The following is a 23101-nucleotide window of genomic DNA, read 5'->3' on the forward strand; positions in this document are numbered from 1 at the left end:
GCTGTGCGCTCTGCGTGGCATCAGAAACGCAGCCTAGTCACATTGTTGTCTCGTCGTCCCAGCAGGCTCAGCAGGCTGGTCAGCTGCGTCGCAGCCTCGGGTTCGGCATGCGCGGTACCCTCGAAGCGCGCCTGGCGCCCGAGCGTGCCGCTGCCCTCCAGGTGCAGCGGACCATCGATGGTGCTCAGTTGCAGCTTGCCGCCGCCCTCGCCGGTCCAGTCGATGTCGGCGCGGTAGCTGCCCAGCGGGCGCAGCCGGCTGACCGCGGCCGATACCTGCTCGATGCGCAACGTCATATGGCCGGTCATGCCCTGGCCGGAAAACCGGCCCTGCAGCGAGGACCAGTCCACCCGCATCAGGCCGTCCGGGCGCAGCGTGTTGAACGGCGCGCCCACGCCCTCGAGCAGCGACGCGGGCAGGCGCATCGCACCCGACTGCGCGGTCCAGCCGCCCGGCGTCGCGGTGACCGCGACCGGCGCGGCCATGGCCTCCGAATGGGTCAGCACCAGCCGCGCGCGGCCGGTCAGCAGCGGCCAGAACGCCAGCGTCCAGTGAAGCCGGCCGGGCAGCACGGTGGCGGTCTGGCTGCCCGCGCCGGCCGACAGCGCCAGCGTGGCGCTGCCGCGCCACAGCGAGCCGCTGGCATCGGCCAGCAGGACGCGGCCTTGCGTCTGCGTGGCGACGCGCGTGGCGATCCATGTTGCCGGCAGCATCGCCACCGTGGTTACCGCCGCCGTCGCCAGGCCGAGCCCGAGCCAGCGCAGGCGCCGCGCGGCGGCCGGCTGGCGCAGCGCGCGCCGCGGCAGGCGCAGGGTTTCCAGCCGCACCATCAGCTGCGGCCACCTGGACCCTGCAGGGTCGCGGTAACGTTCACCAGCGCCGTGGCGCCGACATAGACCACGCGCGCATCGATCACCTTCATGCGCTGCTGCTGGCGCACGTCCTGCAGCCAGGTGCTGACCGCCCCGAACGGAACCTTGTCCAGCTGCACCTGCACACTGTTGTCGGCGGCGGCGGCCAGCCGGGTCGCTTTGAGGCCGTACTGGCCCAGGCTTTCCTGCAGCGCCTGGGTCAGCGCATCGCCGCGCAGCGACGGCGCCGGCGTGGCCTTGAGGCCGCGAGCTTCCTGCGCCAGCGTTTCCATCTCGGCCAGGTCGGCACGCAGCTGCGGCAGGTTGCGCGCGGCCCGCTCGCGGCCGTCGGCGGCCGGCTCCCACAGCAGCAGGTAGCCGAGCACCAGTGCCAGCACCGCGGTGCCGCCGCCGAGGAGGGCCTGCTCGCGCGGGTTGCGCGCCGACCAGAAGGCGTCGAAGCGTTCCCGCCAGGCCGGCGGCACTGACGGGCGCAGGCGGGCCATGCGCGTGCGCAGCGTGGCGGCGCCGTTGCGGCGGGCGGCGGGCGAAGGGCTGCGGGTGGAGTCTTTCGATGGGTTCATGTCGGGCGTGCGCCGGTCACAGGCCGGGCTTGATGGTCCAGCGCGAGCCGGGTGTCACAGGCGTGCCTGCGCTGGAGCCGGTGCTGCCCGCGGCATTGCCGGCCTTGTCCTCTTCCATCTGCAGCCCGGCCTGGCGCGCCGCGCTGCGCAGGCCGGCGGTGTCGGTGCCGGGCTTGAGCGTCACCACCAGCATGCGGCCGCGATACTCGAGGGCCTGCAGCCCGTCGGGCGGCAGCCGGCGCGCGGCCTGGGCGAAGCGGTCGGCCAGCGGCAGGAAATCATCGGGCGTGCTGCGCCCGCTGGCGATGCGCAGCTGCTCGACCTGCCGGCGCATCTGCAGCGGGGCGTCGATCACCGTCGGCGTCTGCGGGAAGGTGCCGCGCAGCGTCTGCGCCTGCGCGGCTTCGAGCCGTTGCTGTTCGTTGCGCAGCAGCAGCCAGTGGGTGTTCATGCCGATCAGCTGGACCAGCACCAGGCCCGCCACCAGCGTCAGCGGCAGGCGCCACGCCACCAGGTTCCAGCGGTCGGCGCGGCCCTGCGCGAATTCGAACTGCGCCAGGTCGAGCCCCGGCTCGCGCAGGCATTCCTGCGCACCGTCGATCCACAGCCGCCAGCCGGTGCGAGCGGCCTGGCGCAGGCCGGGCACCGGCGCCATCGCAGCGGCGTCGGCATCGGCATACCAGGCGCCTTCAGGCGCCAGCGCCTGCCATGCGGCCAGGGCGTCGTCGCCCAGCAGCAGGCCGTAGCCGGCGTGCGCACCGGTGCGCACGGTCAGCTGCCACTGGCGTGTGGTGCTGCTGGCGGTGTCCGGCAAGGCTTCGCCCAATGCATCGCCGAGCGCACCGCCTTCGGCGAGTGCGCTGGCGGCGGCCTCGACCACCAGCGTGGCCGGCTGCACCGGTGACGGCGCCGCGCCGGGCGGCGCCAGCGTCGGCTCGGCGCCGGCTTCCTCTTCTGCTGGGGCAGCAAGCGGCACGCACAGCTGCGCGGCCAGCACGTGGCGGCGGCGATGGCGGTGCTCGGCAAAAGCATCGAGCACCGCGCGCAGCCAGGCGCGGTCCGCCACCATCAGCAGGCGCTGGCGCGGTCCGCGCCCGGGCGCGGCGCCGTCGAGGGCGGGGCCGATGCCGATGTGGCAGGGCTGCGCGTCGGTGGCGAGGGCGTCCTCGACCAGGTTGGGCAGCGCCTGCTTCAAACGCGCGGGCGGCAGCGGCGGCACGCTGGCGCTGGTCAGCAGTACGTCGCTCGCGGCCAGGATCAGCACCAGCCGCTCCGCCGCGGGCAGGTCGGCGATGCGGGCGTGGCCTTCTCGCAACACTTCCGGTGCGGCACGGGGCAAACCGCGGCGCGCCGGCTCGGCTGCCGCCGTGCGCACCAGCGCAAAAGGCAGGGCGCCGAACTGCCACGGTTGCGGCTGGTCATGCGGCCGGTGCGGCAAGCGCACGTACAGAGTGGTGCTCAAGGTGTCCTTGCTTTGGCTTCAGTAGAACGGCTCGATAAGGCGCATGGCCCTTGAGGGTGCGCCCGGGAGCGCCCCGGCGCAGGAAACTTGCCGGAGTGCGGGGATGCCGGCGGGCGGCCTGGGAGGCCGATCAGCGGCGAGCGGGCTGGTGCCAGGCTCGCGCCAGCGCCGCAGCATACCTTGCCTGCGTGACAAAACCGCGTCAATACCATTCTCCCCGGTTGCTACGGTGTGCTGTTTTCATATGTGTGCCAGGCCGCCTTGCCATGCTCAGCGCAGGTCCGGCAGCCGGTCCGCCTCCTGGATCCAGACCACGCGGGTGGTGTTGGCCGCACCGAGCGGTTCGCCGCGGTAGATCAGCGACACCTGCAGCCGGCTGGCGCGCTCGTGCCGCACCAGCCCGTAGACCAGGAAGTAATGCGAGCGCACGTCGAGCAGGTTGCCCAGGTTGCCGCTGCTCGCTTGCGGCGCCAGCGCGGACAGCTGCGTCTGCAGGTTGCCGATGTTGTTGAAGTAGGCGCGGTCGCGCTGGCGCACCAGCTCGCGCGCGCGTTCCAGCGGCAGCTTGTCGATCATCGCGGCCAGCACCTCGGCCTCGGCGGTGTTGGCATTGACCAGGGTGCGCTCGGGCAGCACGATCAAGAAGGGCTCCAGCACCGCCACCATCTCGGGCGTATAGCCGGGCAGCGCCAGCAGGCCCTGCACGCTGTCGAGCGGGCGCGGCGCCTGCCGGCCCGAGCCCTCGCCGCCGTGGCCACCCTGCGCGGCCTGCAGCATGTGGCGCGCGGTGGACTCGGCCAGCGCCGGGTTCAGGCCCACGGTGCGCAGCAGCCGGCCATAGGCGGCCTGCGCCGACTGGTCGATGTTGGCAACGCGCCCGACCGGCGCGCCCTGGCCGCCGGTGGCGGACCATGTCACCAGGTTGGCAAGGTTGAAGCGCGCCTGCGCATCGAGGATGCGCCCGGACAGGAACGAGGTCTCGCCCGCAACGTCGGTGCGCAGCGACGCTCCCAGGAAATCCGACAGGCGGGTCTCGGCGATCGGCACCGCCCACGGCTCGCCCAGCTCGTCGACGTTGCTGCGGCGCTGGTCGTCGCGCAGGATCAGCCGCGCCCAGTCGACCGCGGCGCGCTCGATCCAGGTGGCCTGGGCCAGCAAACGCTGGTTCTCGATGGCGCGGATCTGCACCTGCTGCCGCCACAGCATGCCCGACACCACCACCACGGCCAGCGTCACCATCAGCAGCGCGGTGACCACGGCGGCGCCGCGCGCGCGGCGCAAAGGCCTGAAGCGGAGGGGGCGGAGGGGGCGGCGGGCGTGCGTCATAGCCCCGACATGCAGATCTTCTGGAACTGCCGCGGCGCGTCGCCGTCGCCCATGCGGGCGAGGATGGTCAGTTCCACCGCCCGCACCGCGGTATTGGGCACCGCCGCGCCGACCTCCGACGCTTGCACCGCGCTGGCCGCGTTGCCGCTGAACAGCACGTTGCGGATGCGGTTGCTATCGGCCTGCCAGCCGCCGGGTTCGACCCAGGCGCGCGCGCTCATGCCGTCGACGTTGCCCAGCACGCGCCGCACCTGCGCGTTGTTGCCCCCGCCCTGGCGCAGCGCCAGCAGCGACGACTGTAGCGCGGCGCGGTTGCTCACCGGCGGCGCGGCCACGCGCACCAGCGTGTTGCCATCAAGCTGGTACGACAGCGCCTGCCATGCCGGCGGCTGGCCTTCATCGCGGCGGTCGCGCACCAGCAGCACGCGGTTCTGGCCGATCTCGACCGGGCTGCCCTGCAGCAGCGTGGGGCTGGCCAGGTGCTCGCAATCGGCCTGCAGCTGGCCATAGAGCACCTTCAGCGCATCCAGCCGGGCGTCATGGTCGATCAGCCGTTCGCGGCTGCGCGTCAGGCTGTCCAGCGCGCGCCAGCCGATCACGGCCATCACCGCCAGCAGCGTGATGGCGACCAGCATTTCCAGCAGCGTGAAGCCGCCGGCCGGTGTGCGCCCGCGCCGGCGCTCAGAGCACGTTGCGGATTTCATTGGGAACGATAGTGACCAGCCACGCCAGCCGCACCGACTTGTCGGTGGCCGACGGATAGACCGCGATCTCGACACGGCGGAACACCGGGTTGGGCGTGGCCGACACGGATTGCTCGCAGTACAGCGGCGTGCCGCCCTGCGGGCAGGCATAGCCGCTGACGCCGGGTTCGGGCCAGGTCTTGGCCAGGCGCAGCGAGGCCAGGTGGTTCTCGGCGCTCCATTCGGCCAGCATGCGGGTCTGCAGCGACGCGCTGGCATCGACCATCGAGCCCATCGCCCGCATCGCCGCGGTCAGCGCCACCGCCAGGATGGTCAGCGCCACCAGCACTTCGATCAGCGTGAAGCCGGCCGCGCGGGCGCGTCGGCGTGCGGGCAAGCGCGGGCGCGTCATGGCGTGCTGGCGAAATAGCGGCCGCTGCCGTCGCCGGCCACGTCGACGCGGATATCGCCGCGCACCAGCACCAGGCGCTGCGGAGCATCGATCAGCTCGCGCCCGAAAATCAGCCGCGGCGGGCTGTTGGTGCCGGTGCTGCGGCCGCCCTCGGCGACGATGACCTGGTCCAGCGCCAGGCGCCAGGTGCCGGGCGCGAACACGTCGGTGCGCAAGGGGATCCAGCCGTTGGGAGTCGACTCGAGGAAGCGCCAGCCGCCGGCGTCGCCTTCCCAGGCGAGCGGGCGCGCGCCCAGTTGCGCTTCTTCCTGCGCCAGCTCGAACAGCCGCGCGATGCGCTGGCCGTCGTCAAGTACGCGGCCGCGCTCGTTGGGCGCGGCATTGACCGCGACCAGCGAGATCACGATGCCGGCGATCACCATCACCACCAGCAGTTCCAGCAGCGTAAAGCCGGAGTGCCGCTGCCGGGGGGCGCGGCGGCGCGGCGCCGTGGTCATCAGGGAAGCGGCAAGGGCGGGCGGCAGGGGCGCTTACTCCCAGTTGCCGATATCGGCGTCGTTGGCGTTGCCGCCGGCCTGGCCGTCGGCACCGAAGCTGAACACGTCGATTTCGCCGCGCACGCCGGGGTTCAGGTACTGGTACGGATGGCCCCACGGATCCTTGGGCAGCTTCTCCAGGTAGCCGCCGCCCTTCCAGTTGTTGGGCACCGGCTCGGTGGTAGGCTTGGCCACCAGCGCGCCCAGGCCCTGCTCGGTGGTCGGATAGCGGCTGTTGTCGAGGCGGTACAGCTTGAGCGCCTGCATGATCGACGAGATATCCTGACGCGCCGCGACGATGCGGGCTTCGTCCGGACGGCTCATGATCTTGGGCACCACCAGTGCCGCCAGCACGCCGAGGATCACGATCACGACCATGATCTCGATCAGGGTAAAGCCGCGCGCGCGGCGGGCAGGACGGGCGGGGCGGGCAAGCTGGGAAGTGAATCTGCGCATTGTTGGTTAAGACCTCGTTGCTGGAATGGCGGGACCCGCGCCAGTTCGCTGGCGGGGCCGGTTTCGCCAATCAGTATAACCGGCGCCTTATGACTCTTTTATGGGCAGCCCTGGATGGGGCTGCAGCAAAGTCTGTTATGAATCACAATGGTGGCCGGCGCTTTCTGGCGGATCCCGAACCGTAGCACGCCGGGTAAAAAAATAACTTGCATCCAGGATGCATCTTTTTTAACATGACGCCACGATGCAATTGACCCGCTTCTCCGACTACGCGCTGCGCCTGTTGATGTACGTCGCCCGTGGCGACGGCAGCCGGCCGATCACGATCGCCGAGGTGGGCCAGCAGTTCGGCATCTCGCACAACCACCTGGTCAAGGTGGCGGCGCGGCTGTCGAAGCTGGGCTGGGTCAGCGCCACGCGCGGCCGCCATGGCGGCCTGCAGCTGGGCCCCGGTGCCGAGCGCCTCACTATCGGCACCATCCTGCGCGAGCTGGAAGGGCACCGGCCGGTGATCGACTGCGACAACCCGCCCTGCGCGCTGAACGGCAACTGCCACCTGAAGCGCGCGCTGGACGTGGCCGAGCAAGCCTTCTACCGCGCGCTCGACGACGTCACGCTGGCCGATGTCACCGGCAGCCACACTGCCGAATCGATCATCCGCCTGCATCGTGATTTCCTGAACCGGCGTTCGGCCTGAGCGGATGGGATCCGCGCGAGGCCGGCGAATGCCGGTTTTTTGTTGTCCAAAAACATGCATCTTTGCTGCATGAATAAAACGGAGTGATACCTGATGCTGTCCGCCGCTTCCCGCCCCTATATCGATGCAAGCGTGCCCGTGCTGCGCGAGCATGGCCTGGCCATCACCACGCATTTCTACCGCGAGATGTTCGCCGACCGGCCCGAGCTGACCCAGCTGTTCAACATGGGCAACCAGGCCAACGGCAGCCAGCAGCAGTCGCTGGCGTCGGCCGTGTTCGCCTACGCGGCCAACATCGACAACGCGGCGGCCCTGGGACCGGTGGTCGAGCGCATCGTGCACAAGCATGCGGCGGTCGGCATCACGCCCGCGCACTACCCGATCGTCGGCCGCCACCTGCTCGGCGCGATCTCCGCGGTGCTGGGCGAAGCCGCCACGCCGCCGCTGCTGGCGGCCTGGGACGAGGCCTACTGGTTGCTGGCAGGCGAGCTGATCGCCGCCGAGGCACGCCTGTACCAGCGCACCGGCGTGGCCGCCGGCGAACTGATGACGGTGCGCGTGGTGCGTCGCGAGGCGCAGGGCGGCCAGGTGGTGGCGCTGACGCTGGCCGCGGCCGACGGCCAGCCGCTGCGCGAATTCCGCCCGGGCCAGTACATCAGCGTCGAGGCGCGCCTGGACGACGGCACGCGCCAGCTGCGCCAGTATTCGCTGTCGGCCGAGGCCGGCCTGCCGACCTGGCGCATCTCGGTCAAGCGCGAGGACGGCGACCAGGCCACGCCGGCCGGTGCGGTGTCCAACTGGCTGCATGCCAACGCCCACGAGGGGGCGGAGCTGAAGGTGAGCGCGCCGTTCGGCGAGTTCACGCCGGCGCTGGAAAGCCGCCGTCCGCTGGTGTTGCTGTCGGGCGGGATCGGCATCACGCCGATGCTGTCGGTGCTGCGCACGCTGGCCGCGCAAGGCTCGCAACGGCCGGTGCTGTTCGCCCACGCTGCCCGCGACGGCCGCCACCATGCCCATCGCGCCGACCTGGAATGGGCGCGCGAGCGCCTGCCGGGGCTGGTCACGCACATCAGCTATGAGTTCCCGCGAGCGGAAGACGTTGCGGGCCGCGATTACGACCACCCCGGCACCATGCCGCTGGCCGAGATGCTGCGCCAGCCCGAACTGCAACGCTTCCTCGATGGCCGCTTCTACCTGTGCGGGCCGCTTGGCTTCATGCAGGCGCAGCGGCACGCGCTGCTCAGCGCGGGCGTGCCGGTGGCGCATATCGAGCGTGAAGTGTTCGGCCCCGACCTGCTGGACGACCTGCTTTAAGCGCCCCCGCCGGGCCGGCGGCAGCATCGCCGGCGCGGCAGACAGCGTCATGGGGCTCTGGTACGCTTGGCGCGTCCGCGCTCTCGCGCCATGACCCGCCGCGGCGGGTATCCAGGGTCCCGATCCATGCAATTGTCCCTCCGGCCTTCGTTCCGCTTCGATGCCTCCGCGCTGTGGCTGCCGCGCCTGGCCAGCGTGGCGCTGTTTATCGCGCTGTGCGCGCTGGTCACCTACTGGGTGCTGACGTTCAGTGCAATGCGGACCATCCCGGTGCCCAAGAGCGCGCGCGTGGCGCAGACCGAGGCCGTCGAGACCGGCGCGATCGCGACGCTGTTCGGTGGCTCGGCCCAGGCCGGCCCGAGCAATGTGCAGCTGCTCGGCGTGGTGGCCGAGCTCGGCGGTGGCGCCAGCGCGGCGATCGTCTCCATCGATGGTGGCCCGGCCAAGGCGGTGCGCATGGGTGCCGACCTGGCGCCGCAGATCCGGCTGGTGGAAGTGCGCCAGCGCGGCGTGGTGATCGAGCGCAATGGCGTGCGTCAGGAGATTGCCCTGCCACTGCAGGCGGCTGCCACGCGCGGTGCACCGCGTGCCGCCAGCCCGCTGCCGACGCCGCCCGCCGGCGCGGCGGCGCCCATGGCAACGCCCATGCCGCCGCCTGCGCAGGCCGCTGCGCAGCCCGCACCGGCCCAGCCGCCGCGCGGCCAGCCGCAGCCGCAAGCTCAGGCCCAGCCAACGGCGCAGCAAGCCCAGCCCCAGCCGGTTCAGCCAGCGCAGCCCCAACCTCAGCCTGTCGATCCGCGCCAATACCAACCGGGGATGTCGCCTGAGGCGGCCGATGAAGGCCAGATGGCGCCGAAAGGGCAGCCCTAGGCCGCCGACGCGCCGAATATTCGCGCTTGCTTGCGTTCCCTTACGCCGCTCCCGCCTTTCTGTGAGGCGGGTAACATCGTATTAAAAGCGCCAACTTAGCTGCATCGTCTGCGTTCTAATCCGTACACGCCCAACGTGATGAAAAGGAGCAAGACATGCAACGCAATCACAAGCCGCAGATCCTGAAACAGTTCCTGGCCGCCTCGGCCGCGCTGCTGGTCGCCGGCGGCGCCTTTGCCCAGGCCAGCGCTCCGGCTGCACCGGGCGCAGCGCCGGCCGGCAAGCCCGGCATGGGCCACCACCACCACCACGGTGGCGGCATGTGGATGAAGGCGATCGATACCGATGGCGACGGCGCCATTTCCAAGGCCGAGGCCGACGCGTGGTTCAACAAGCTCGACACCAACCGCGACGGCAAGATCGACAGGGCCGAGATGGACGCCCAGCGCAAGGCCGCGATGGCCGAGCACCACGCGCGCATGCAGGCCGCCTTCGACGAGAAGTTCAAGGCCGCGGACAAGAACGGTGACGGCGCGCTGACCAAGGCCGAGGCCAACGCCGGCCTGCCGCGCCTGGCCAGGCGCTTCGACCAGCTCGACGCCAACCGCGACGGCAAGCTGACCCGCGACGAAATCCGCGCCGGCATGGAGAAGATGCACCGCGACCGTCCCCATCGTGGCGAACGCGGCCCGCGTGGCCAGGCCGCGCCGGACAACCAGCCGGCGCCCGCCAACCCGGCAGCGCCGTCGACCAGCGGCGGCTGAACGGTCCCCGGTAGCGCCGCCCCAGCGCCGCTGCCAGCATACCGACCAAGCGCGCGAGCCTGAGGGCCGCGCGCTTTTTTTGTCCGTTCAGCGGACATCGTGCAGCGCTCCGGGGCAGGAACGCACTGGCGCGGACGCAAACGCCCGTAGAATGCCGCTTCCCCTGTTTGCCGGAACCTTGCGCACCACCTCGCCCGTTCTCCGGTCAGCGCGCGTCTGCGACACCCGGGCAGCGCCGCCAGACTGGGATTTGCCCGGCCCGAACGGCTGACGCGCGAGTGACCGATAAGGCCGCCCACCCCACAAAATCGGGCGTGGATCGGATGTAATTTCACAAAAAATTGCGTACTTGTGCACGGCTTGCTAAATTTGCGCAAAAAAATTGCCAATAAACATATTGCGGAGCAACAATATCGTGAGCAAGGTGGAGTTGGACAAGATCGACCGGAAGATCCTGGAAGTGCTGCAGACCAACGGCCGGTTGACCAACCTGGAGGTGGCCGAGCGCGTGAACCTGTCGCCCAGCCCCTGCCTGCGCCGCATCCGGCGGCTGGAAGAGATCGGCGTGATCCGGCAGTACGCGGCACTGCTTGAGCCCAACAAGATCGGGCTCGGCCTGCTGGCCTATATCAATGTGCGGCTGGAAAAGCATGGCGGCGCGCCCAAGGGCAAGGCTCCGCTGGACCTGTTCCGCGCCTCGATCGCCGTGTGGCCGGAAGTGGCGGCGTGCCATGCCATGACCGGCGAGATGGACCTGCTGCTCAAGGTCTATGTCGAGGACATGGAGCACTTTGCGCGCTTCATGCAGGAACAGCTGCTGGCGCATCCATCGGTGATCGACGTGCGCTCGAGCTTTGCGCTGGAAAGCATCAAGGACACCACGGCGCTGCCGGTGGGCGGCGCGGCCTGAGCGGCGCGGCCCCGGCCGGCAAGGCAAAACGGCGCATCGTTGCGATGCGCCGTTTTTGTCGATGCCGTGCGAACCGAGAGGGCTTCAGGCGGTATGCTTTTGCGGCACCATGGTGCGCCAGAAGCGCAGGCCGAAACGGCGTGCGTCGCGCAGGTTGCGGCGCACCGCGTAGTCCAGGTCGGCGAGCTGCTCGTCCAGTGCCTCGCTCAGGCGGCTCGCGGTGTCCGCCGGCGGCAGTTCCAGGTAGGCGTCGGCTTCGCCGTAGGCATACTGGACCTTCATGCCGGCCTTCTTGGCGATATGCATCATCGCGGCGTTGCGCGACAGGCAGTGCATGTAGAGCGTGCGCACGCTGGTATTGCGGCCATGGATGGCGGCACGCTCAAACAGCGCGCTGCCGATGCCGCGGCCCCGGGCGCTGCCGGACACCGACACGCCGAACTCCGCCACGCGACCCTGGGCGTTGTCGCGCAGGTTGGCGAAGTGGCCGACGCCGATCAGCTCGAGCTTGTCGTCGTAGACGCCGAAGACGCTGTCGTGGTCGAAGTCGATGCTGTCGACATAGGCCTCGATCACGTGGTCGCCCACCGACTGGCCGAAACGGAGCAGGCGATCCTCCTCGCCGAGGGCGAGGAAATGCTTCAGCAGGCGCGAGCGGTGGTGGGCCGACAGCTCGCGCACCAGGACGGTGGCGCGGTGGGCGGCTTGGCCGGCTTCGGCTGCCTTGCGCAGATCTTCGTCGGTCAGTGCGCCGACGGCCTTGCTCAGTTCGAGCGGGTTCACGATGATTCCTTCCGATGCAGTCAGATAAAAAAATAGCACTGCGGCGGTGTTTTTCCAGGCACTTTTACCCGAAACCGTGCCAGACTCGGGGAAACACCAGCTTGATGCAGCACGAAAAGTATTGTAGTGGAATTGTCAGTTTGACGTAAGCTTCCTGCGCTGCAGCAGAAACGCTTGCGACCACAGCGCGAAATTAAATCCAATCAAAACAACAACTTAAAAAAATGTGATGAATTGTTGCGCACCGTCAGGTGTGGATTTGGTGCAACGCGACAATTCATCGGCATCCCGCAGAATTTTCCCATCACCCAGCCACCGCCGACGTCTTTCAATGACCGAGCCCCCCATCGTTGTGATCTACGCGCACCCGACGCCCAGCCGCTCGCGCGTGAACCGGCCGCTGGCCGACGCGCTGGACGCGCTGCCGCAGGTGCAGGTACGCGACCTCTACCGCAGCTATGTCGACTACGACATCGATGTCGTGGCGGAGCAGCGGGTGCTGTCGGTGTCGGACACCATCGTGCTGCAGTTTCCCGTGCGCTGGTACAGCGTGCCGGCCCTGCTCAAGCTGTGGCTGGATGAAGTGCTGGAACCGGGCTGGGCCTATGGCCCGGGCGGCACCGCGCTGCGCGGCAAGTCGCTGCTGGCGGTGGTCAGCACCGGGGGCACGGCCGACGCGTACGGGCCGGACGGCACGCATGGCCACCCGATCGCCGAGTTCCTGCTGCCGCTGGAGCAGACCGCTCTGCTGTGCGGCATGACGTGGCTGCCGCCGGTGGTGCTGCACGACGCCAACAATGCCGACGCGCAGGCACTGGCCGACCATATCGCCCATGTCTGTGGGCGGCTGGGCACCCACCCGGCGCCGGCGGAGGTGCAGGCATGAACCAGCATGACTTCCTGATTGCGCTGCTGGTGTTCCTGGTCGCGGCGGTGGTGGCGGTGCCGCTGGCGCGGCGCGGCGGCCTGGGCGCGGTGCTGGGCTACCTGCTGGCCGGGGCGGCGATCGGCCCGTTCGCGCTGCGCCTGGTGACCGATGTCGAATCGATCCTGCACTTCTCCGAATTCGGCGTGGTGCTGATGATGTTCGTGATCGGGCTGGAGCTGGAGCCGCGCAAGCTGTGGGCGCTGCGGCGTAGCATCTTTGGCTACGGCGGCGCGCAGCTTGCCGCCTGCGCGCTGGTGATCGGCGGGGCCGCGGCGCTTGCGGGCGCACCCTGGCAGGTGGCGCTGGTGGCTGGGCTGGGGCTCGCGCTGTCGTCCACCGCGATCGCACTGGCGACGCTGACCGAGCGCAACCTGTTCGGCACGCCGGCGGGCGCCGCCAGCTTCGGCATCCTGCTGTTCCAGGACATCGCCGCGATCCCGATGATCGCGCTGCTGCCGCTGCTGGCCACGCAGGGCGCCGCAGGGGCCGGCACCGGCGCGGCCGGCTGGCTCGCGGCCGGCAAGGCGGTGGCGGTGATCGGCGCGGTGGTGGCCGGCGGCCGCTACCTGGTGCGGCCGGCGCTGCGGTTTATCGCCCGCACCGACATGCGCGAGATGTTCACCGCCTTTGCGCTGCTGCTGGTGGTCGGCATCGCGCTGATGATGGACGCGGTGGGCTTGTCGATGGCGCTGGGCACCTTTCTGGCCGGCGTGCTGCTGGCCGATTCGGAATACCGCCACGCGCTCGAGGCCGACCTCGAGCCGTTCAAGGGCCTGCTGCTGGGGCTGTTCTTCATGGCGGTCGGGATGTCGATCGACTTTGCCGTGCTGGCGCGCTCGCCCTGGCTGGTACTGGGCCTGGTAGCGGCCTTCGTGGTCGCCAAGACCGCGGTGCTGGCGCTGCTGGCGCGGTATTTTGCGATTGCCCGCGGCCAGCGCCTGCTGTTCGCGCTGCTGATCTCGCAGGGCGGGGAATTCGCTTTCGTGGTGTTCGGCGTTGCCGGCGGCGCCCGGCTGCTGCCGCGCGAGACCGAGGCCTTGCTGGTGCTGGTGGTGGCGCTGTCGATGGTGGCCACGCCGTTGCTGCTGCTGGTCTATGACCGGCTGGTGGCGCCCCGCATCGGCGCCGGCAAGGCGCGGCCGGACGAAGTCATCACGCCGCAGCACAACCCGGTGCTGATCGCCGGCTTCGGGCGCTTCGGCCAGATCATCGGCCGCCTGCTGTACACCCAGGGCGTGGGCGTGACGGTGCTGGACCACGATCCGGACCAGATCGAATTTTTGCGCCAGTACGGCTTCAAGGTTTTCTATGGCGACGCCACCCGGCTGGACCTGCTGGAGGCCGCCGGCATTGCCGACGCGCGCATCCTGGTCGTGGCCATCGACAGCATGGACGACAGCCTGGCGCTGATCGACCGCGTGCGCGAGCGCTTCCCCGATCTGCAGATCTACGCCCGCGCGCGCCACGTCTCGCATGTCTACCAGCTCAAGGACCGCGGCGTGCAACTGTTCGAGCGCGAGATGTTCGAGGGCTCGCTGATGCTGGGCCGGCGCGTGCTGGAAGGGCTGGGCTTCGACCCCGGCGAGGCACGCAACGTGGCGCTGCGGTTCCGCCGCCACAACATCGAGGCGATCGACCGCTTCTACCCGCACTACACCGACCAGAAGAAGCTGGTTTCGCTGGCGCGCCAGGCGCGCGACGAGCTGGAAGAGATGTTCCGCCAGGACCGCGAGCAGCGGCGCCAGCGCGAAGAGGCCGAGTGGATGTAGGCGCGGGCGTGGCCCGGCGTGGCTGGCCTAGCGGCCGGCGGCAACGCGGCCCGGCAGGCCGCCTTCGAGCAGGTCGACCACCATCTCGGCAAAGTCGGCGTACGAGAGCCGGCCGCCCGGCTTGAGCCAGGTGAAGGTCCAGTTGATCATGCCGAAGATGGTCATGGTCAGCGCGGTCTGGTTCTCGCGCGTGACGCGCTCCGGGTAGGCGCGGCGCAGCAGCCGCGAGAACGCCGCGACCACGTCGCGCTCGCGGCCCAGGATCAGGTCGCGCTGGGTCTCGGCCAGGAACTTGACGTCGTTGATCAGCGCGATATGGCGCGTCTGCGAAGTCTCGTATTCCGCCAGGAAGGCGCGGATCAGGTTGCCGAAGGCGTCCTTGTCGGTGCGCGCATGGCGCTCGGCATCGGCTTCGACCTCGGTGACGAGCAGCATCAGCCGGCGCGTGTAGCGGTCCAGCAGGTCGAACAGGATCGCTTCCTTGCTCTCGTAGTAGTGGTACAGCCGCGCCTTGGAAGTGCCGCAGGCGGCGGCCAGGTCGGCCATCGAGGTGCTGGGGTAGCTGCTGTTGGCAAAGGCGGCGGCGGCCAGGTCCAGGATCTGCTCGCGCTGCGCCTCGAAATCGGGTGCCTTGGTACGGGCCATATATTCTTGTTTATTCGCCCCCGCCGCTGGCATGGCGGCGCAGCTCACAGGTGTCGAGCGAGTCGGCGTTGCCGCGCAGCACCAGCTGCCCCATGGCGATCAGTTCGCGGCAGCGCCAGAATACGAACCAGTCGCTGGCCAGCAGGCCCTCGATCGCGCCCATCACGCTGCCGACCACCTGCGCCGCCGGGGTCCAGTCAGCCGGCGCGCGCTCCATGATGATGTCGTCGATGGTGCGGTAGGCCGCCGGCACCAGCGTGTTGCCCTTCCACAGCCGCACGTCGGCGTTTTCCTTGACGTTCTGCTGCCATTCGTAACCCAGGCGCCCCAGCCGCAGCACCGAGACCGGCGCGATGGTGGAGAAGCGCCGCGCCAGCCGCGCCGGCGAGTACATGCCGATCGCCGCCAGGTTGCCCTGCGCGGGCATTTCCAGTTCGCGCAGGTCCATCGCGACTTCGTTGATCCGCTGCGGCGCCTGGTACAGGTGGAACACCACCCGGCGCAGCATCAGCTGGTCGGCCGCGCTCTGGCCGTGCCAGATCGCCACTTCCATGTCGTCCTGCCGCAGCGCCAGCAGCTGGTCCAGCGCCTGGCGCATCTCGGCGGCGAAGTCGATGTCGGTGTGCGGGGCGACGCGCTGCCAGAATCCGGAGCGGATCATCCCGGTGCTGTCGATGTCGGCCAGCGGACCGACCGCGAGATCGTCGCGCAGCACCACGACAGGGTCCGGCCGCGCCGCCTGGGCCAGCGCCTGGCGCAGGGTCGTGCCTGCTACATCACCGTTGACGACGTGGATATATTGCATGGCCGTGATTGTATATGGGCGGGGCGGTTCGCTGGCGCCGCCGCGGCGGCGGCGCGACAGCTGCCCGCTCCGCGCGCCTGATCACCCGCCTGCAAGCATCGCGCCAGCAGGGCGCCGCCTGCCGCCATTGTAGTCACGGCCCGTGCTGGCCAATGTCGGCGATTGTCTGACGACGCACGCGACGGCGTGCCCGGATCAGCGTTCGTCGTAGCTGACCACCACCCGCGGCGTCAGCGCGCGTGCCTGGCAGGTGAGCACGAAGCCCTTGTCCATCTCCCAGGGCTCAAGCGTGTAGTTCTTTTCCATCTCGACCTTGCCTTCCAGCACCTTGGCCCGGCAGGTGCAACAGACACCGCCCTTGCAGGCGTAGGGCAGGTCCAGCCCGGCGGCCAGCGCGGTGTCCAGCACGTTCGCATCCTCCAGCGGCAGGCGCATGCTGTGCTGCTTGCCGTCGAGCACCACCACCAGCTCCGCCGTGCCGGCATGGTCCGCGTGCGCGGCATGGGCGGCGGCCGGCTTGCGCCGGGTCGGTGCCAGCGGCACCCCGAAGCGCTCGGCGTGGATGCGGTGCGGGTCCAGGCCCGCATCGCGTAGTGCCGCCTCGACCTCATCGATCATCGAGGCCGGGCCGCAGACAAAGGCCGCGTCGATGTCGTCGACCGGGATCAGGGTCTGCAGGAAGGCGCTCACCCGTGCGTGGTCGAGCCGGCCGTGCAGCAGGTCGACCTCCTGCGGCTGGCGCGACAGCACGTGGTATAGCGTGAAGCGCGCCAGGTACTGGTTCTTCAGGTCCTCCAGCGTTTCGGAAAAGATGATGCTGTCGACATTGCGGTTGCCATAGACCAGCGTGAAGCGGCTGTGCGGCTCGGCCTGCAGCGTGGTGCGGACCAGCGACAGCACCGGCGTGATGCCGCTGCCGGCGGCAAAGGCGACGTAGTGGCGCGCGGCGCCGGCATCGAGCGGCACGTGGAAGCGCCCGTCGGGCGTCATCACGTCGATGACCTGCCCGGGGACGATGGAATCGTGCAAATGGCTGGAAAACAGCCCGTCCTCCACCAGCTTGACCGCGACGCGCAATTCGCCATGCGCGTCATAGTCCTGCACCGCCGAACAGATCGAGTAGGAGCGCCGCAGGTCCTTGCCGTCGACCGGTGCCTTCAGCGTCAGAAACTGGCCTTGCGTAAACCGGTAGGCATCGCGCAGCGCGTCCGGGACCTCGAACGCGATCGAGATGGTGTCGGCGGTCTCGGGGCGCACCTGCGCCACGCGCAGCGGGTGGAACTGTGGAGTCATGGCAGCCTGGCTCGGCCCGGGGGCTCAGTAGGGTTTGAAATAATCGAACGGCTCGCGGCAGTCCAGGCACCGGTACAGCGCCTTGCAGGCGGTCGAGGCAAAGCGCGAGATCTCCTGCGTATGGACGCTGCCGCAGCGCGGGCAGGCCACGACATCAGGCGCGCCGGCACGCGCGGCGCGCGGCACGAAGCGCAGCGGCTGCGCCCCGGCCGGCGCATTGCACTGTCCCGGCGGCGCGATGCCGAACTCGCGCAGGCGCTCGCGCGCGGCGGGTGTGATCCAGTCCGTGGTCCAGGCCGGCGCCAGCACGGTGCGGATGCGCCACGGCGCCAGTCCGGCACGGTCCAGCGCCTGGCCGATGTCCTCACCGATCTGCGACATCGCCGGGCAGCCGGAATAAGTGGGCGTGATGACGATCTCCAACGCGCCGTCCGGCGCGGCTACGACCTCGCGCAGGACGCCCAGTTCGCGGATCGACACCACCGGGATCTCCGGGTCCGGCACCGCCTCGAGCGCCGCCCAGGCGCGCGCGACGCGCGCGTCGGTGGCGCCTGCGCCGTGCACGTGATGGGATGGAAGGGCGGTGACGTTCATGTGGATCAAGCCTTTACGCTGAAGCGTGCGCTCACCAGTTTGCTCACCATTGCGCGCCCGGATGGGCCCGCGCCAGCCCCTGCATCTCGCCCAGCAGATAGCTCATGTGTTCCGAATGCACGCCATGCTTGCCGGCCGAGACAAAGCCGGAGGCCGGCGGCAGGGTCAGCGTGGCTGCCTGCAGCGTCTCGGCCACGGTGACGTCCCAGGCCGGGCGCAGCGTGGCAGTGACCGTGCCGATGCCCTGCGCGGCGGCCTCGCCTTCAACCGCGTCTTCCGCAAAACACTCGTTCATATACGGCAACAGGTGTTCCAGCGCCTGCTGCATGCGCGCGTGCGAGGCCTCGGTGCCGTCGCCCAGCCGCACCACCCAGCCGGCCGCATGGTGCAGGTGATAGCGCGCCTCCTTGATCGCCTTGGCGGCGATCGCGGCCAGGTGCTCGTCCTGGCTCGCCTGCAAGGCCCGCCACAGCTCGACCATCAGCGCGCTATACAGGAAGTTGCGCATGATGGTGACGGCGTAGTCGCGTTCGGCTGCGGCGTTGCCAGACAGCGGCCCGCGATGCGGCAGCTCCAGAAGGGTCCAGTTGCGGAATTCGCGCTCGGTGCGCCAGTAAGCGTAGTCATCCTCATGGCGGGGCAGGCCGGTCAGCTCGCCCTCCAGCTCACCGGCGCGGCCATACAGCAGCCGCGCCTGGCCGATCAGGTCGAGGCTGATATTGGCCAGCGCGATGTCTTCTTCCAGCACCGGCCCATGGCCGCACCATTCGGCATTGCGCTGGCCAAGGATCAGGGCGTTGTCGGCCAGGCGCAGCACGTAGCGCAGCGCGGCGGTGCGCGCCGGCGGCAGGTGGTCGAGCGATGCAGGCACGGCAGGCTGTGGGGACGCGGTCATCGTGCAAGCCTTACATGTGGTTGACTTCGTCGGGCAGCTGGTAGAACGTCGGGTGCCTGTAGATCTTGTCCGCCATCGGGTCGAACAGCTCCGGCTTTTCCTCGGGCACGCTGGCGGTGATGGCCGCGGACGGCACCACCCAGATCGACACGCCTTCCTGGCGCCGCGTATAGACGTCGCGCGCCATGTGCAGCGCCTGCTGCGCGTCGGCGGCATGCAGGCTGCCGCAATGCTTGTGTTCCAGGCCCTGCTTGCTGCGCACGAACACTTCCCACAGCGGCCATTCCTTGCGTTGCATCGTGGTCTCCTTGGCGTTCTCAGGCTTCAGGCGGCGGCGCGGCCGGCGCCTGATTCGCGTTCGGCCAGCTTGGCCGCGTGCGCCAGCGCGGCTTCGCGCACCCAGGCGCCGTCCTCGTGCGCCTTTACGCGGGTGGCCAGGCGTTCCTTGTTGCATGGGCCGTCGCCGTTGATGACACGCCAGAATTCATCCCAGTCGAGCGGGCTGTAGTCGTAGTGGCCGCGTTCGACATTCCATTGCAGGCCGGGGTCGGGCAGGGTCACGCCCAGCACGCGCGCCTGCTCGACGGTGGCATCGACGAACTTCTGGCGCAGATCGTCGTTGGAGATGCGCTTGATGCCCCAAGCCATGGTCTGGGCACTGTTGGTCGAGGCCGCATCGGGCGGGCCGAACATCATCAGCACCGGGAACCACCAGCGGTTGACCGCGTCCTGCACCATCTCGCGCTGGGCGTCGGTGCCACGCATCATGGCCAGCAGCGCGTCGAAGCCCTGGCGCTGGTGGAACGACTCTTCCTTGCAGATGCGGATCATGGCGCGCGCATACGGCCCGTACGAGCACCGGCACAACGGTATCTGGTTCATGATCGCGGCGCCGTCGACCAGCCAGCCGATCACGCCCACGTCGGCCCAGGTCAGCGTCGGGTAATTGAAGATCGACGAATATTTGGCCTTGCCGCTGTGCAGCGCGTCGACCAGGTCGTCGCGCGAGGCGTCCAGGGTCTCGGCCGCCGAATACAGGTAGAGGCCGTGGCCGCCCTCATCCTGCACCTTGGCCAGCAGGATGGCCTTGCGCTTGAGCGACGGCGCCCGGCTGATCCAGTTGCCCTCCGGCAGCATGCCGACGATTTCAGAGTGCGCGTGCTGCGAGATCTGGCGCACCAGGGTCTTGCGGTAGGCCTGCGGCATCCAGTCCTGCGGCTCGATCTTGCCGTCGGCGGCCATGCACGCATCGAACGCCGCCTGGCGGGCGGCTTCATCGGGGGGCGCGCTGGCCTGCGCTGCCTCGGCGTGCTGGCCGGGCAGGTCAAGACTCTGCGTGTACATAGCGTCTCCTCTGGCGGGGGCGCCGCGTCAATCCGGTCCGGCGCGGCTGGCCCTATTATATATAAGCCGACCGGTCGGTCAATTAAAGCGGTCATACCCGCCTTTGAGTTTGCCGCGGCGCATGACGTCGGCTTCGCCTGATGTGTACTATCCAAGACAGGCGGCCACCGCGCCGCATCTCTTTTTCCATCGACGGAGGTACGCTCATGACAAGCGCGGCATACAGCAAGATCGTGGTGGCGGTCGACGGCAGCAGCACGTCAGACCTGGCGGTAGATGAAGCCATTCGCGTGGCATCCCCCGGCGGAGCCACCGTGCTGGCGCTCTATGTCGTCGATACCGGCACGCCCATGTTCGATGCCGGCTACTACGACCCCGGCCAGTTGCAGAAGGCCTTCGAGGACAGCGGGCAGCGAGCCCTGCAGGATGCAGCGCGGCGGCTGGCTGGTGCCGGTGTCACGCATGAAACCCAGCTCGTGACCGCGGCTGCGGTGCCTGGCGACATCGGTGCTTCCATCAATGAGGCCGCGCGCCAATGGGGAGCTGACCTGCTGGTGATCGGCACGCATGGTCGGCGCGGCGTGCGCCGGCTGGTGCTGGGCAGCGTGGCCGAAGCGCTGATCCGCCAGTCCACCGTGCCGGTGCTGCTGGTGCGCGGCGAAGCGAAAGCCGATTGAAGCGTCCCGCGGCTGCTCGCCTTAGCCTGCAAAGCGGAAGTGGCCGCTGCGTAGCACGATTTCGCGCGCCTCGGTCAGCTCGAACAGGCTTTCTGCCAGGCGCTCGATGCGCTGGCGGTTATTGGTGAAGGCCGCCACCAGGTCTTCTTCGCGCGGCGAGCGCGCGCCGAAATGGGCTTCGAGCGCCTCGGCGGTGACGGAATACAAGGTGGGACTGCCGTTGACCGTCGCGGGGCAGGACAGCGTCAGGCTGGCTGCACAGTAGGTGGGGAGGCTGCGAGGGAACGTGATGTCTGGCATGGCGTGCCTCGTGCTGGCGGCGGACGTATCCAATCAATATAGGCCAAGGCCGCATTCCGTAAAGCCCCGCGGCAAGTGGTCGGTCCAGACGTGTTCCCCTCGGCCATTTCCCGCTGAACTGCCATGCTTGCGCCTTTGCCATGGTTGTTGCAATGCGGAAATTCCTCGTGGCGGCGCCGAATCCAGGCGAAAAAAAACCCACGCAGGTTGTGCGTGGGTTGGAATCCACCGAGGTGGTGGAGGAGACAGACTTCACTATACATGCATTGTTGCGACGCACCAAGTGTAATGTGTCAATGTACGATGATGCGCACATTGGTGTTGTAAGAAGGCAACAAGACGGGCGGCCCGACGCGCTCAGCGGAAAAGATATGCGGCGCCAACGGCGCAAACAATTCCGGCCGCGTCCGCAACCAGCGCGCAGCCAAGAGCATGGCGCGTGTTTCGCACATTGATGCTGCCGAAATAGACCGCCAGCACATAGAAGGTCGTTTCTGTCGACCCCTGGATAATTGCCGCAAGGCGCCCCTGGAACGAATCGACGCCGTAGGTCGTCATTACGTCGACCATCAACCCGCGCGCGCCCGCCCCGGACAGGATTTTCATCAGGCCGACCGGCAGCGCCGGAACAAAGTCGGTATTGACGCCCAGCATCGCGAAGCCTTGCATGAGCCAGCCCATCAGCACGTCCATGCAGCCCGCGGCACGGAACAGCCCAATGGCGATCAGGATCGCAACCAGATAGGGAATAATTTGCACCGCGACGCCGAAACCTTCCTTGGCGCCATCGATAAATGCCTCGTATACATTGACCCGGCGCAGCGCGCCGCAAATCAGGAAGAGGGTGATCAAGGACAGGATGAAGCCGGCGCCAGCCAGCGCCGTCACGGTGCCGACCTGCTCGGGCGGCGCATGCTGCAACCAAACGAACATTGCCCCAAGCAACGCGATCACCAGTCCGAACGTCACCAGTACCGCTGGCCGCAGCAGATTGATCCGCTGGACCCACGCCACCGCCAGCAATCCGGCCAGGCAGGCGCCGCCGGTGGCTAGCAGCGTCGGCAAGAAGATATCGGCGGCGTTGAAACCGACCAGCCCCTGCTTGACCGCGATGGCCTGGCGGATGGCGATGACCGAAGTCGGAATCAGCGTCAGCCCGGCAGAGTTAAGCACGATGAACATGATCTGCGCGTCGGTGGCGACGTCCGGGCGACGGTTCAGCGTCTGCAGCTCGCGCATCGCGTTCAGGCCCAGCGGCGTGGCGGCGTTGTCCAGTCCGAGCAGATTGGCCGACACGTTCATCATCATGGCGCCCTGCGCGGGGTGGCCCTGTGGCACCCCCGGAAAGAAGTGCCGCAGCAACGGGTTCACCAGCCGGGCGAAGGCGTCGACAACGCCGGCGCGCTCGCCGATGCGCATGAGGCCCAGCCACAGGCTCATTACGCCGGCCAGTCCCAGCGCGATCTCGAACGCTGTGCGGGCGCTGTCGAACAGGCTGCCAAGCATCGCCGGGAAGACGGCGAGGTCGCCCTGGGCCACGCGGACGCAGGCGGCGGAGAAGGAAATCAGGAAGAAGCCGAGCCAGACTACATTCAGAGCCATCGGACAGAGAAAGGAAGCGGGAACACGTAGAACAAGGCCGGGACGACCCCGGCATGTCGGGCAAGCTCAGTCGATCACGGCCCCGCGTTCGGCGAGCAGCTCGCGCAACACGGATCGGTGGCAACGTGCTTCGTCCTCGCAATAGCAGCCCACGGAAAAATTGGTCTGGTGCGACAGGGCTGCCAACAAGTCCAGCGTGCGGCTGGCTACCGGCTCGCCCATTTCCTTGCGGAAATGTCGCACGAACGCCCGCCATTCCTTTTCATCGGTCGCATGCAATGCCTCGGCGACCAATTCGGGTGATGGTGAAAGCACCGGGTACCAGACATCGTAAAAATCGCGACTTGCGAATTCGGATTTGGGCACGCCCCGTGGCGGCCTGCGCACCGTACCGACGCGCAGGCCCTCGTCAGCCGCGCGCGGGGTACCCAGTCTTACGATTCTGATGGTCATGAGGTTCCGGATTTGGGTCTGGCAGCCCTGCAAGGCCGCGGCGGCGGTGTGCCTGGTTCGCTTCAGCCCAGATCATGAATCATGGTGCTGCGGCTGACAAACCGGCGCGCTTTCGGGAGGACTTTCCGATGTCATCGAATTATTTCGT

27 protein-coding genes are annotated in these 23101 nt (G+C 68.7%); 8 read left to right on the top strand and 19 right to left on the bottom strand.

From position 1 onward, the window contains the following. Positions 1 to 20: 20 nt before the first annotated feature. The 8 genes from MKD50_RS17270 to gspG form a co-directional block, all read right to left on the bottom strand. Positions 21 to 830: a type II secretion system protein N gene (locus MKD50_RS17270; RefSeq protein ID WP_252667895.1), complete on the bottom strand. Its 810-nt coding sequence runs from the start codon at positions 828 to 830 to the stop codon at positions 21 to 23. Beyond that, on the bottom strand, positions 830 to 1435 hold the full coding sequence (locus MKD50_RS17275; RefSeq protein ID WP_115705271.1) for a type II secretion system protein M: 606 nt from the start codon (positions 1433 to 1435) through the stop codon (positions 830 to 832). Before MKD50_RS17275 ends, MKD50_RS17270 begins: the two co-directional genes overlap by 1 nt. Before the next feature lie 16 nt (positions 1436 to 1451). Further along, a complete protein-coding gene (gene gspL, locus MKD50_RS17280) occupies positions 1452 to 2897 on the bottom strand; it encodes a type II secretion system protein GspL (protein ID WP_252667897.1) in 1446 nt (481 codons plus the stop codon). Between the two features lie 270 nt (positions 2898 to 3167). Continuing rightward, on the bottom strand, positions 3168 to 4223 hold the full coding sequence (gspK, locus tag MKD50_RS17285; protein ID WP_115705267.1) for a type II secretion system minor pseudopilin GspK: 1056 nt from the start codon (positions 4221 to 4223) through the stop codon (positions 3168 to 3170). Then, the gene (locus MKD50_RS17290; protein ID WP_252667899.1) at positions 4220 to 4927 is read right to left on the bottom strand and encodes a PulJ/GspJ family protein; all 708 of its coding nucleotides are present in this window, start codon (positions 4925 to 4927) and stop codon (positions 4220 to 4222) included. Before MKD50_RS17290 ends, gspK begins: the two co-directional genes overlap by 4 nt. After that, positions 4905 to 5318, bottom strand: a complete 414-nt coding sequence (gene gspI / locus MKD50_RS17295; RefSeq protein WP_115705263.1) for a type II secretion system minor pseudopilin GspI — start codon at positions 5316 to 5318, stop codon at positions 4905 to 4907. The genes MKD50_RS17290 and gspI overlap by 23 nt, the downstream gene beginning before the upstream one ends. After that, on the bottom strand, positions 5315 to 5815 hold the full coding sequence (locus tag MKD50_RS17300) for a GspH/FimT family pseudopilin (protein WP_252667901.1): 501 nt from the start codon (positions 5813 to 5815) through the stop codon (positions 5315 to 5317). The genes gspI and MKD50_RS17300 overlap by 4 nt, the downstream gene beginning before the upstream one ends. Positions 5816 to 5848: 33 nt before the next feature. Then, entirely contained in the window at positions 5849 to 6310 is a 462-nt protein-coding gene (gene gspG / locus MKD50_RS17305) for a type II secretion system major pseudopilin GspG (RefSeq protein ID WP_012354175.1), read from the bottom strand. Between the two features lie 244 nt (positions 6311 to 6554). Here gspG and MKD50_RS17310 point away from each other — a divergent pair, with 244 nt between their 5' ends. The 5 genes from MKD50_RS17310 to MKD50_RS17330 all read left to right on the top strand — a co-directional run bounded on the left by MKD50_RS17310 (position 6555) and on the right by MKD50_RS17330 (position 10865). Beyond that, the gene (locus MKD50_RS17310) at positions 6555 to 7007 is read left to right on the top strand and encodes an RrF2 family transcriptional regulator (RefSeq protein WP_092316581.1); all 453 of its coding nucleotides are present in this window, start codon (positions 6555 to 6557) and stop codon (positions 7005 to 7007) included. 93 nt (positions 7008 to 7100) lie between these two features. Further along, on the top strand, positions 7101 to 8321 hold the full coding sequence (locus tag MKD50_RS17315; protein ID WP_252667903.1) for a globin domain-containing protein: 1221 nt from the start codon (positions 7101 to 7103) through the stop codon (positions 8319 to 8321). A gap of 126 nt (positions 8322 to 8447) precedes the next feature. Beyond that, a complete protein-coding gene (locus MKD50_RS17320; RefSeq protein ID WP_252667905.1) occupies positions 8448 to 9191 on the top strand; it encodes a type II secretion system protein N in 744 nt (247 codons plus the stop codon). Between the two features lie 155 nt (positions 9192 to 9346). Further along, positions 9347 to 9955: an EF-hand domain-containing protein gene (locus MKD50_RS17325; RefSeq protein WP_115705255.1), complete on the top strand. Its 609-nt coding sequence runs from the start codon at positions 9347 to 9349 to the stop codon at positions 9953 to 9955. Between the two features lie 415 nt (positions 9956 to 10370). Then, positions 10371 to 10865 carry an Lrp/AsnC family transcriptional regulator gene (locus MKD50_RS17330; RefSeq protein WP_010813460.1) on the top strand — a complete coding sequence of 165 codons (495 nt, stop codon included), beginning with the start codon at positions 10371 to 10373 and terminating at the stop codon, positions 10863 to 10865. 84 nt (positions 10866 to 10949) lie between these two features. Here the strand turns inward: MKD50_RS17330 and MKD50_RS17335 are convergent, their stop codons facing one another. Next, the gene (locus tag MKD50_RS17335) at positions 10950 to 11648 is read right to left on the bottom strand and encodes a GNAT family N-acetyltransferase (protein ID WP_115705253.1); all 699 of its coding nucleotides are present in this window, start codon (positions 11646 to 11648) and stop codon (positions 10950 to 10952) included. A gap of 331 nt (positions 11649 to 11979) precedes the next feature. Here MKD50_RS17335 and kefF point away from each other — a divergent pair, with 331 nt between their 5' ends. After that, complete coding sequence (gene kefF / locus MKD50_RS17340) at positions 11980 to 12534, top strand: glutathione-regulated potassium-efflux system oxidoreductase KefF (protein ID WP_240072938.1); 555 nt, start codon at positions 11980 to 11982, stop codon at positions 12532 to 12534. Further along, positions 12531 to 14345, top strand: coding sequence for a glutathione-regulated potassium-efflux system protein KefC (kefC, locus tag MKD50_RS17345; RefSeq protein WP_115705249.1), 1815 nt, complete (start codon positions 12531 to 12533; stop codon positions 14343 to 14345). Before kefF ends, kefC begins: the two co-directional genes overlap by 4 nt. 27 nt (positions 14346 to 14372) lie before the next feature. On the opposite strand, the gene MKD50_RS17350 is transcribed toward kefC, so the two are convergent. The 7 genes from MKD50_RS17350 to paaA form a co-directional block, all read right to left on the bottom strand. After that, entirely contained in the window at positions 14373 to 14990 is a 618-nt protein-coding gene (locus MKD50_RS17350) for a TetR/AcrR family transcriptional regulator (RefSeq protein ID WP_115705247.1), read from the bottom strand. A gap of 10 nt (positions 14991 to 15000) precedes the next feature. Then, positions 15001 to 15795, bottom strand: coding sequence for a DUF1835 domain-containing protein (locus MKD50_RS17355; protein WP_252667907.1), 795 nt, complete (start codon positions 15793 to 15795; stop codon positions 15001 to 15003). Between the two features lie 195 nt (positions 15796 to 15990). Next, the gene (gene paaE / locus MKD50_RS17360; RefSeq protein WP_252667909.1) at positions 15991 to 17088 is read right to left on the bottom strand and encodes a 1,2-phenylacetyl-CoA epoxidase subunit PaaE; all 1098 of its coding nucleotides are present in this window, start codon (positions 17086 to 17088) and stop codon (positions 15991 to 15993) included. 24 nt (positions 17089 to 17112) lie between these two features. Next, on the bottom strand, positions 17113 to 17682 hold the full coding sequence (gene paaD / locus MKD50_RS17365; protein WP_115705243.1) for a 1,2-phenylacetyl-CoA epoxidase subunit PaaD: 570 nt from the start codon (positions 17680 to 17682) through the stop codon (positions 17113 to 17115). Positions 17683 to 17725: 43 nt separating this feature from the next. Further along, positions 17726 to 18577 carry a 1,2-phenylacetyl-CoA epoxidase subunit PaaC gene (gene paaC / locus MKD50_RS17370; protein WP_252667911.1) on the bottom strand — a complete coding sequence of 284 codons (852 nt, stop codon included), beginning with the start codon at positions 18575 to 18577 and terminating at the stop codon, positions 17726 to 17728. 10 nt (positions 18578 to 18587) lie between these two features. Continuing rightward, positions 18588 to 18875: a 1,2-phenylacetyl-CoA epoxidase subunit PaaB gene (paaB, locus tag MKD50_RS17375; protein WP_012354162.1), complete on the bottom strand. Its 288-nt coding sequence runs from the start codon at positions 18873 to 18875 to the stop codon at positions 18588 to 18590. A 26-nt stretch (positions 18876 to 18901) separates the two neighbouring features. Next, positions 18902 to 19921, bottom strand: coding sequence for a 1,2-phenylacetyl-CoA epoxidase subunit PaaA (paaA, locus tag MKD50_RS17380; protein WP_115705239.1), 1020 nt, complete (start codon positions 19919 to 19921; stop codon positions 18902 to 18904). Positions 19922 to 20127: 206 nt separating this feature from the next. On the opposite strand from paaA, the gene MKD50_RS17385 reads away from it, so the two are divergent. Then, positions 20128 to 20598: a universal stress protein gene (locus tag MKD50_RS17385; protein ID WP_115705237.1), complete on the top strand. Its 471-nt coding sequence runs from the start codon at positions 20128 to 20130 to the stop codon at positions 20596 to 20598. A 21-nt stretch (positions 20599 to 20619) separates the two neighbouring features. On the opposite strand, the gene MKD50_RS17390 is transcribed toward MKD50_RS17385, so the two are convergent. From MKD50_RS17390 to MKD50_RS17400, 3 genes are all read right to left on the bottom strand, one after another. After that, on the bottom strand, positions 20620 to 20898 hold the full coding sequence (locus tag MKD50_RS17390; protein ID WP_018006086.1) for a DUF1488 family protein: 279 nt from the start codon (positions 20896 to 20898) through the stop codon (positions 20620 to 20622). A gap of 357 nt (positions 20899 to 21255) precedes the next feature. Continuing rightward, the gene (locus tag MKD50_RS17395) at positions 21256 to 22500 is read right to left on the bottom strand and encodes a nucleoside recognition domain-containing protein (protein ID WP_252667913.1); all 1245 of its coding nucleotides are present in this window, start codon (positions 22498 to 22500) and stop codon (positions 21256 to 21258) included. A gap of 66 nt (positions 22501 to 22566) precedes the next feature. Continuing rightward, positions 22567 to 22953 carry a DUF488 domain-containing protein gene (locus MKD50_RS17400; RefSeq protein WP_252667915.1) on the bottom strand — a complete coding sequence of 129 codons (387 nt, stop codon included), beginning with the start codon at positions 22951 to 22953 and terminating at the stop codon, positions 22567 to 22569. Between the last annotated feature and the right edge of the window lie 148 nt (positions 22954 to 23101).

The organism is Cupriavidus mimosae (genome assembly GCF_023952485.1).
GTDB classification, from domain to species: domain Bacteria; phylum Pseudomonadota; class Gammaproteobacteria; order Burkholderiales; family Burkholderiaceae; genus Cupriavidus; species Cupriavidus taiwanensis_C.

Coding starts and splice junctions, on each gene's coding strand:
- kefF (WP_240072938.1), top strand. CDS start 11,980: ATGACCGAGCCCCCCATCGTTGTGATCTACGCGCACCCGACGCCCAGC.
- paaE (WP_252667909.1), bottom strand. CDS start 17,088: ATGACTCCACAGTTCCACCCGCTGCGCGTGGCGCAGGTGCGCCCCGAG.
- MKD50_RS17385 (WP_115705237.1), top strand. CDS start 20,128: ATGACAAGCGCGGCATACAGCAAGATCGTGGTGGCGGTCGACGGCAGC.
- kefC (WP_115705249.1), top strand. CDS start 12,531: ATGAACCAGCATGACTTCCTGATTGCGCTGCTGGTGTTCCTGGTCGCG.
- MKD50_RS17400 (WP_252667915.1), bottom strand. CDS start 22,953: ATGACCATCAGAATCGTAAGACTGGGTACCCCGCGCGCGGCTGACGAG.
- MKD50_RS17350 (WP_115705247.1), bottom strand. CDS start 14,990: ATGGCCCGTACCAAGGCACCCGATTTCGAGGCGCAGCGCGAGCAGATC.
- MKD50_RS17325 (WP_115705255.1), top strand. CDS start 9,347: ATGCAACGCAATCACAAGCCGCAGATCCTGAAACAGTTCCTGGCCGCC.
- MKD50_RS17270 (WP_252667895.1), bottom strand. CDS start 830: ATGGTGCGGCTGGAAACCCTGCGCCTGCCGCGGCGCGCGCTGCGCCAG.
- paaA (WP_115705239.1), bottom strand. CDS start 19,921: ATGTACACGCAGAGTCTTGACCTGCCCGGCCAGCACGCCGAGGCAGCG.
- MKD50_RS17315 (WP_252667903.1), top strand. CDS start 7,101: ATGCTGTCCGCCGCTTCCCGCCCCTATATCGATGCAAGCGTGCCCGTG.
- MKD50_RS17390 (WP_018006086.1), bottom strand. CDS start 20,898: ATGCCAGACATCACGTTCCCTCGCAGCCTCCCCACCTACTGTGCAGCC.
- MKD50_RS17310 (WP_092316581.1), top strand. CDS start 6,555: ATGCAATTGACCCGCTTCTCCGACTACGCGCTGCGCCTGTTGATGTAC.
- paaD (WP_115705243.1), bottom strand. CDS start 17,682: ATGAACGTCACCGCCCTTCCATCCCATCACGTGCACGGCGCAGGCGCC.
- paaC (WP_252667911.1), bottom strand. CDS start 18,577: ATGACCGCGTCCCCACAGCCTGCCGTGCCTGCATCGCTCGACCACCTG.
- paaB (WP_012354162.1), bottom strand. CDS start 18,875: ATGCAACGCAAGGAATGGCCGCTGTGGGAAGTGTTCGTGCGCAGCAAG.
- gspK (WP_115705267.1), bottom strand. CDS start 4,223: ATGACGCACGCCCGCCGCCCCCTCCGCCCCCTCCGCTTCAGGCCTTTG.
- MKD50_RS17355 (WP_252667907.1), bottom strand. CDS start 15,795: ATGCAATATATCCACGTCGTCAACGGTGATGTAGCAGGCACGACCCTG.
- MKD50_RS17300 (WP_252667901.1), bottom strand. CDS start 5,815: ATGACCACGGCGCCGCGCCGCCGCGCCCCCCGGCAGCGGCACTCCGGC.
- MKD50_RS17275 (WP_115705271.1), bottom strand. CDS start 1,435: ATGAACCCATCGAAAGACTCCACCCGCAGCCCTTCGCCCGCCGCCCGC.
- MKD50_RS17395 (WP_252667913.1), bottom strand. CDS start 22,500: ATGGCTCTGAATGTAGTCTGGCTCGGCTTCTTCCTGATTTCCTTCTCC.
- gspG (WP_012354175.1), bottom strand. CDS start 6,310: ATGCGCAGATTCACTTCCCAGCTTGCCCGCCCCGCCCGTCCTGCCCGC.
- gspI (WP_115705263.1), bottom strand. CDS start 5,318: ATGACGCGCCCGCGCTTGCCCGCACGCCGACGCGCCCGCGCGGCCGGC.
- MKD50_RS17290 (WP_252667899.1), bottom strand. CDS start 4,927: ATGAAATCCGCAACGTGCTCTGAGCGCCGGCGCGGGCGCACACCGGCC.
- MKD50_RS17320 (WP_252667905.1), top strand. CDS start 8,448: ATGCAATTGTCCCTCCGGCCTTCGTTCCGCTTCGATGCCTCCGCGCTG.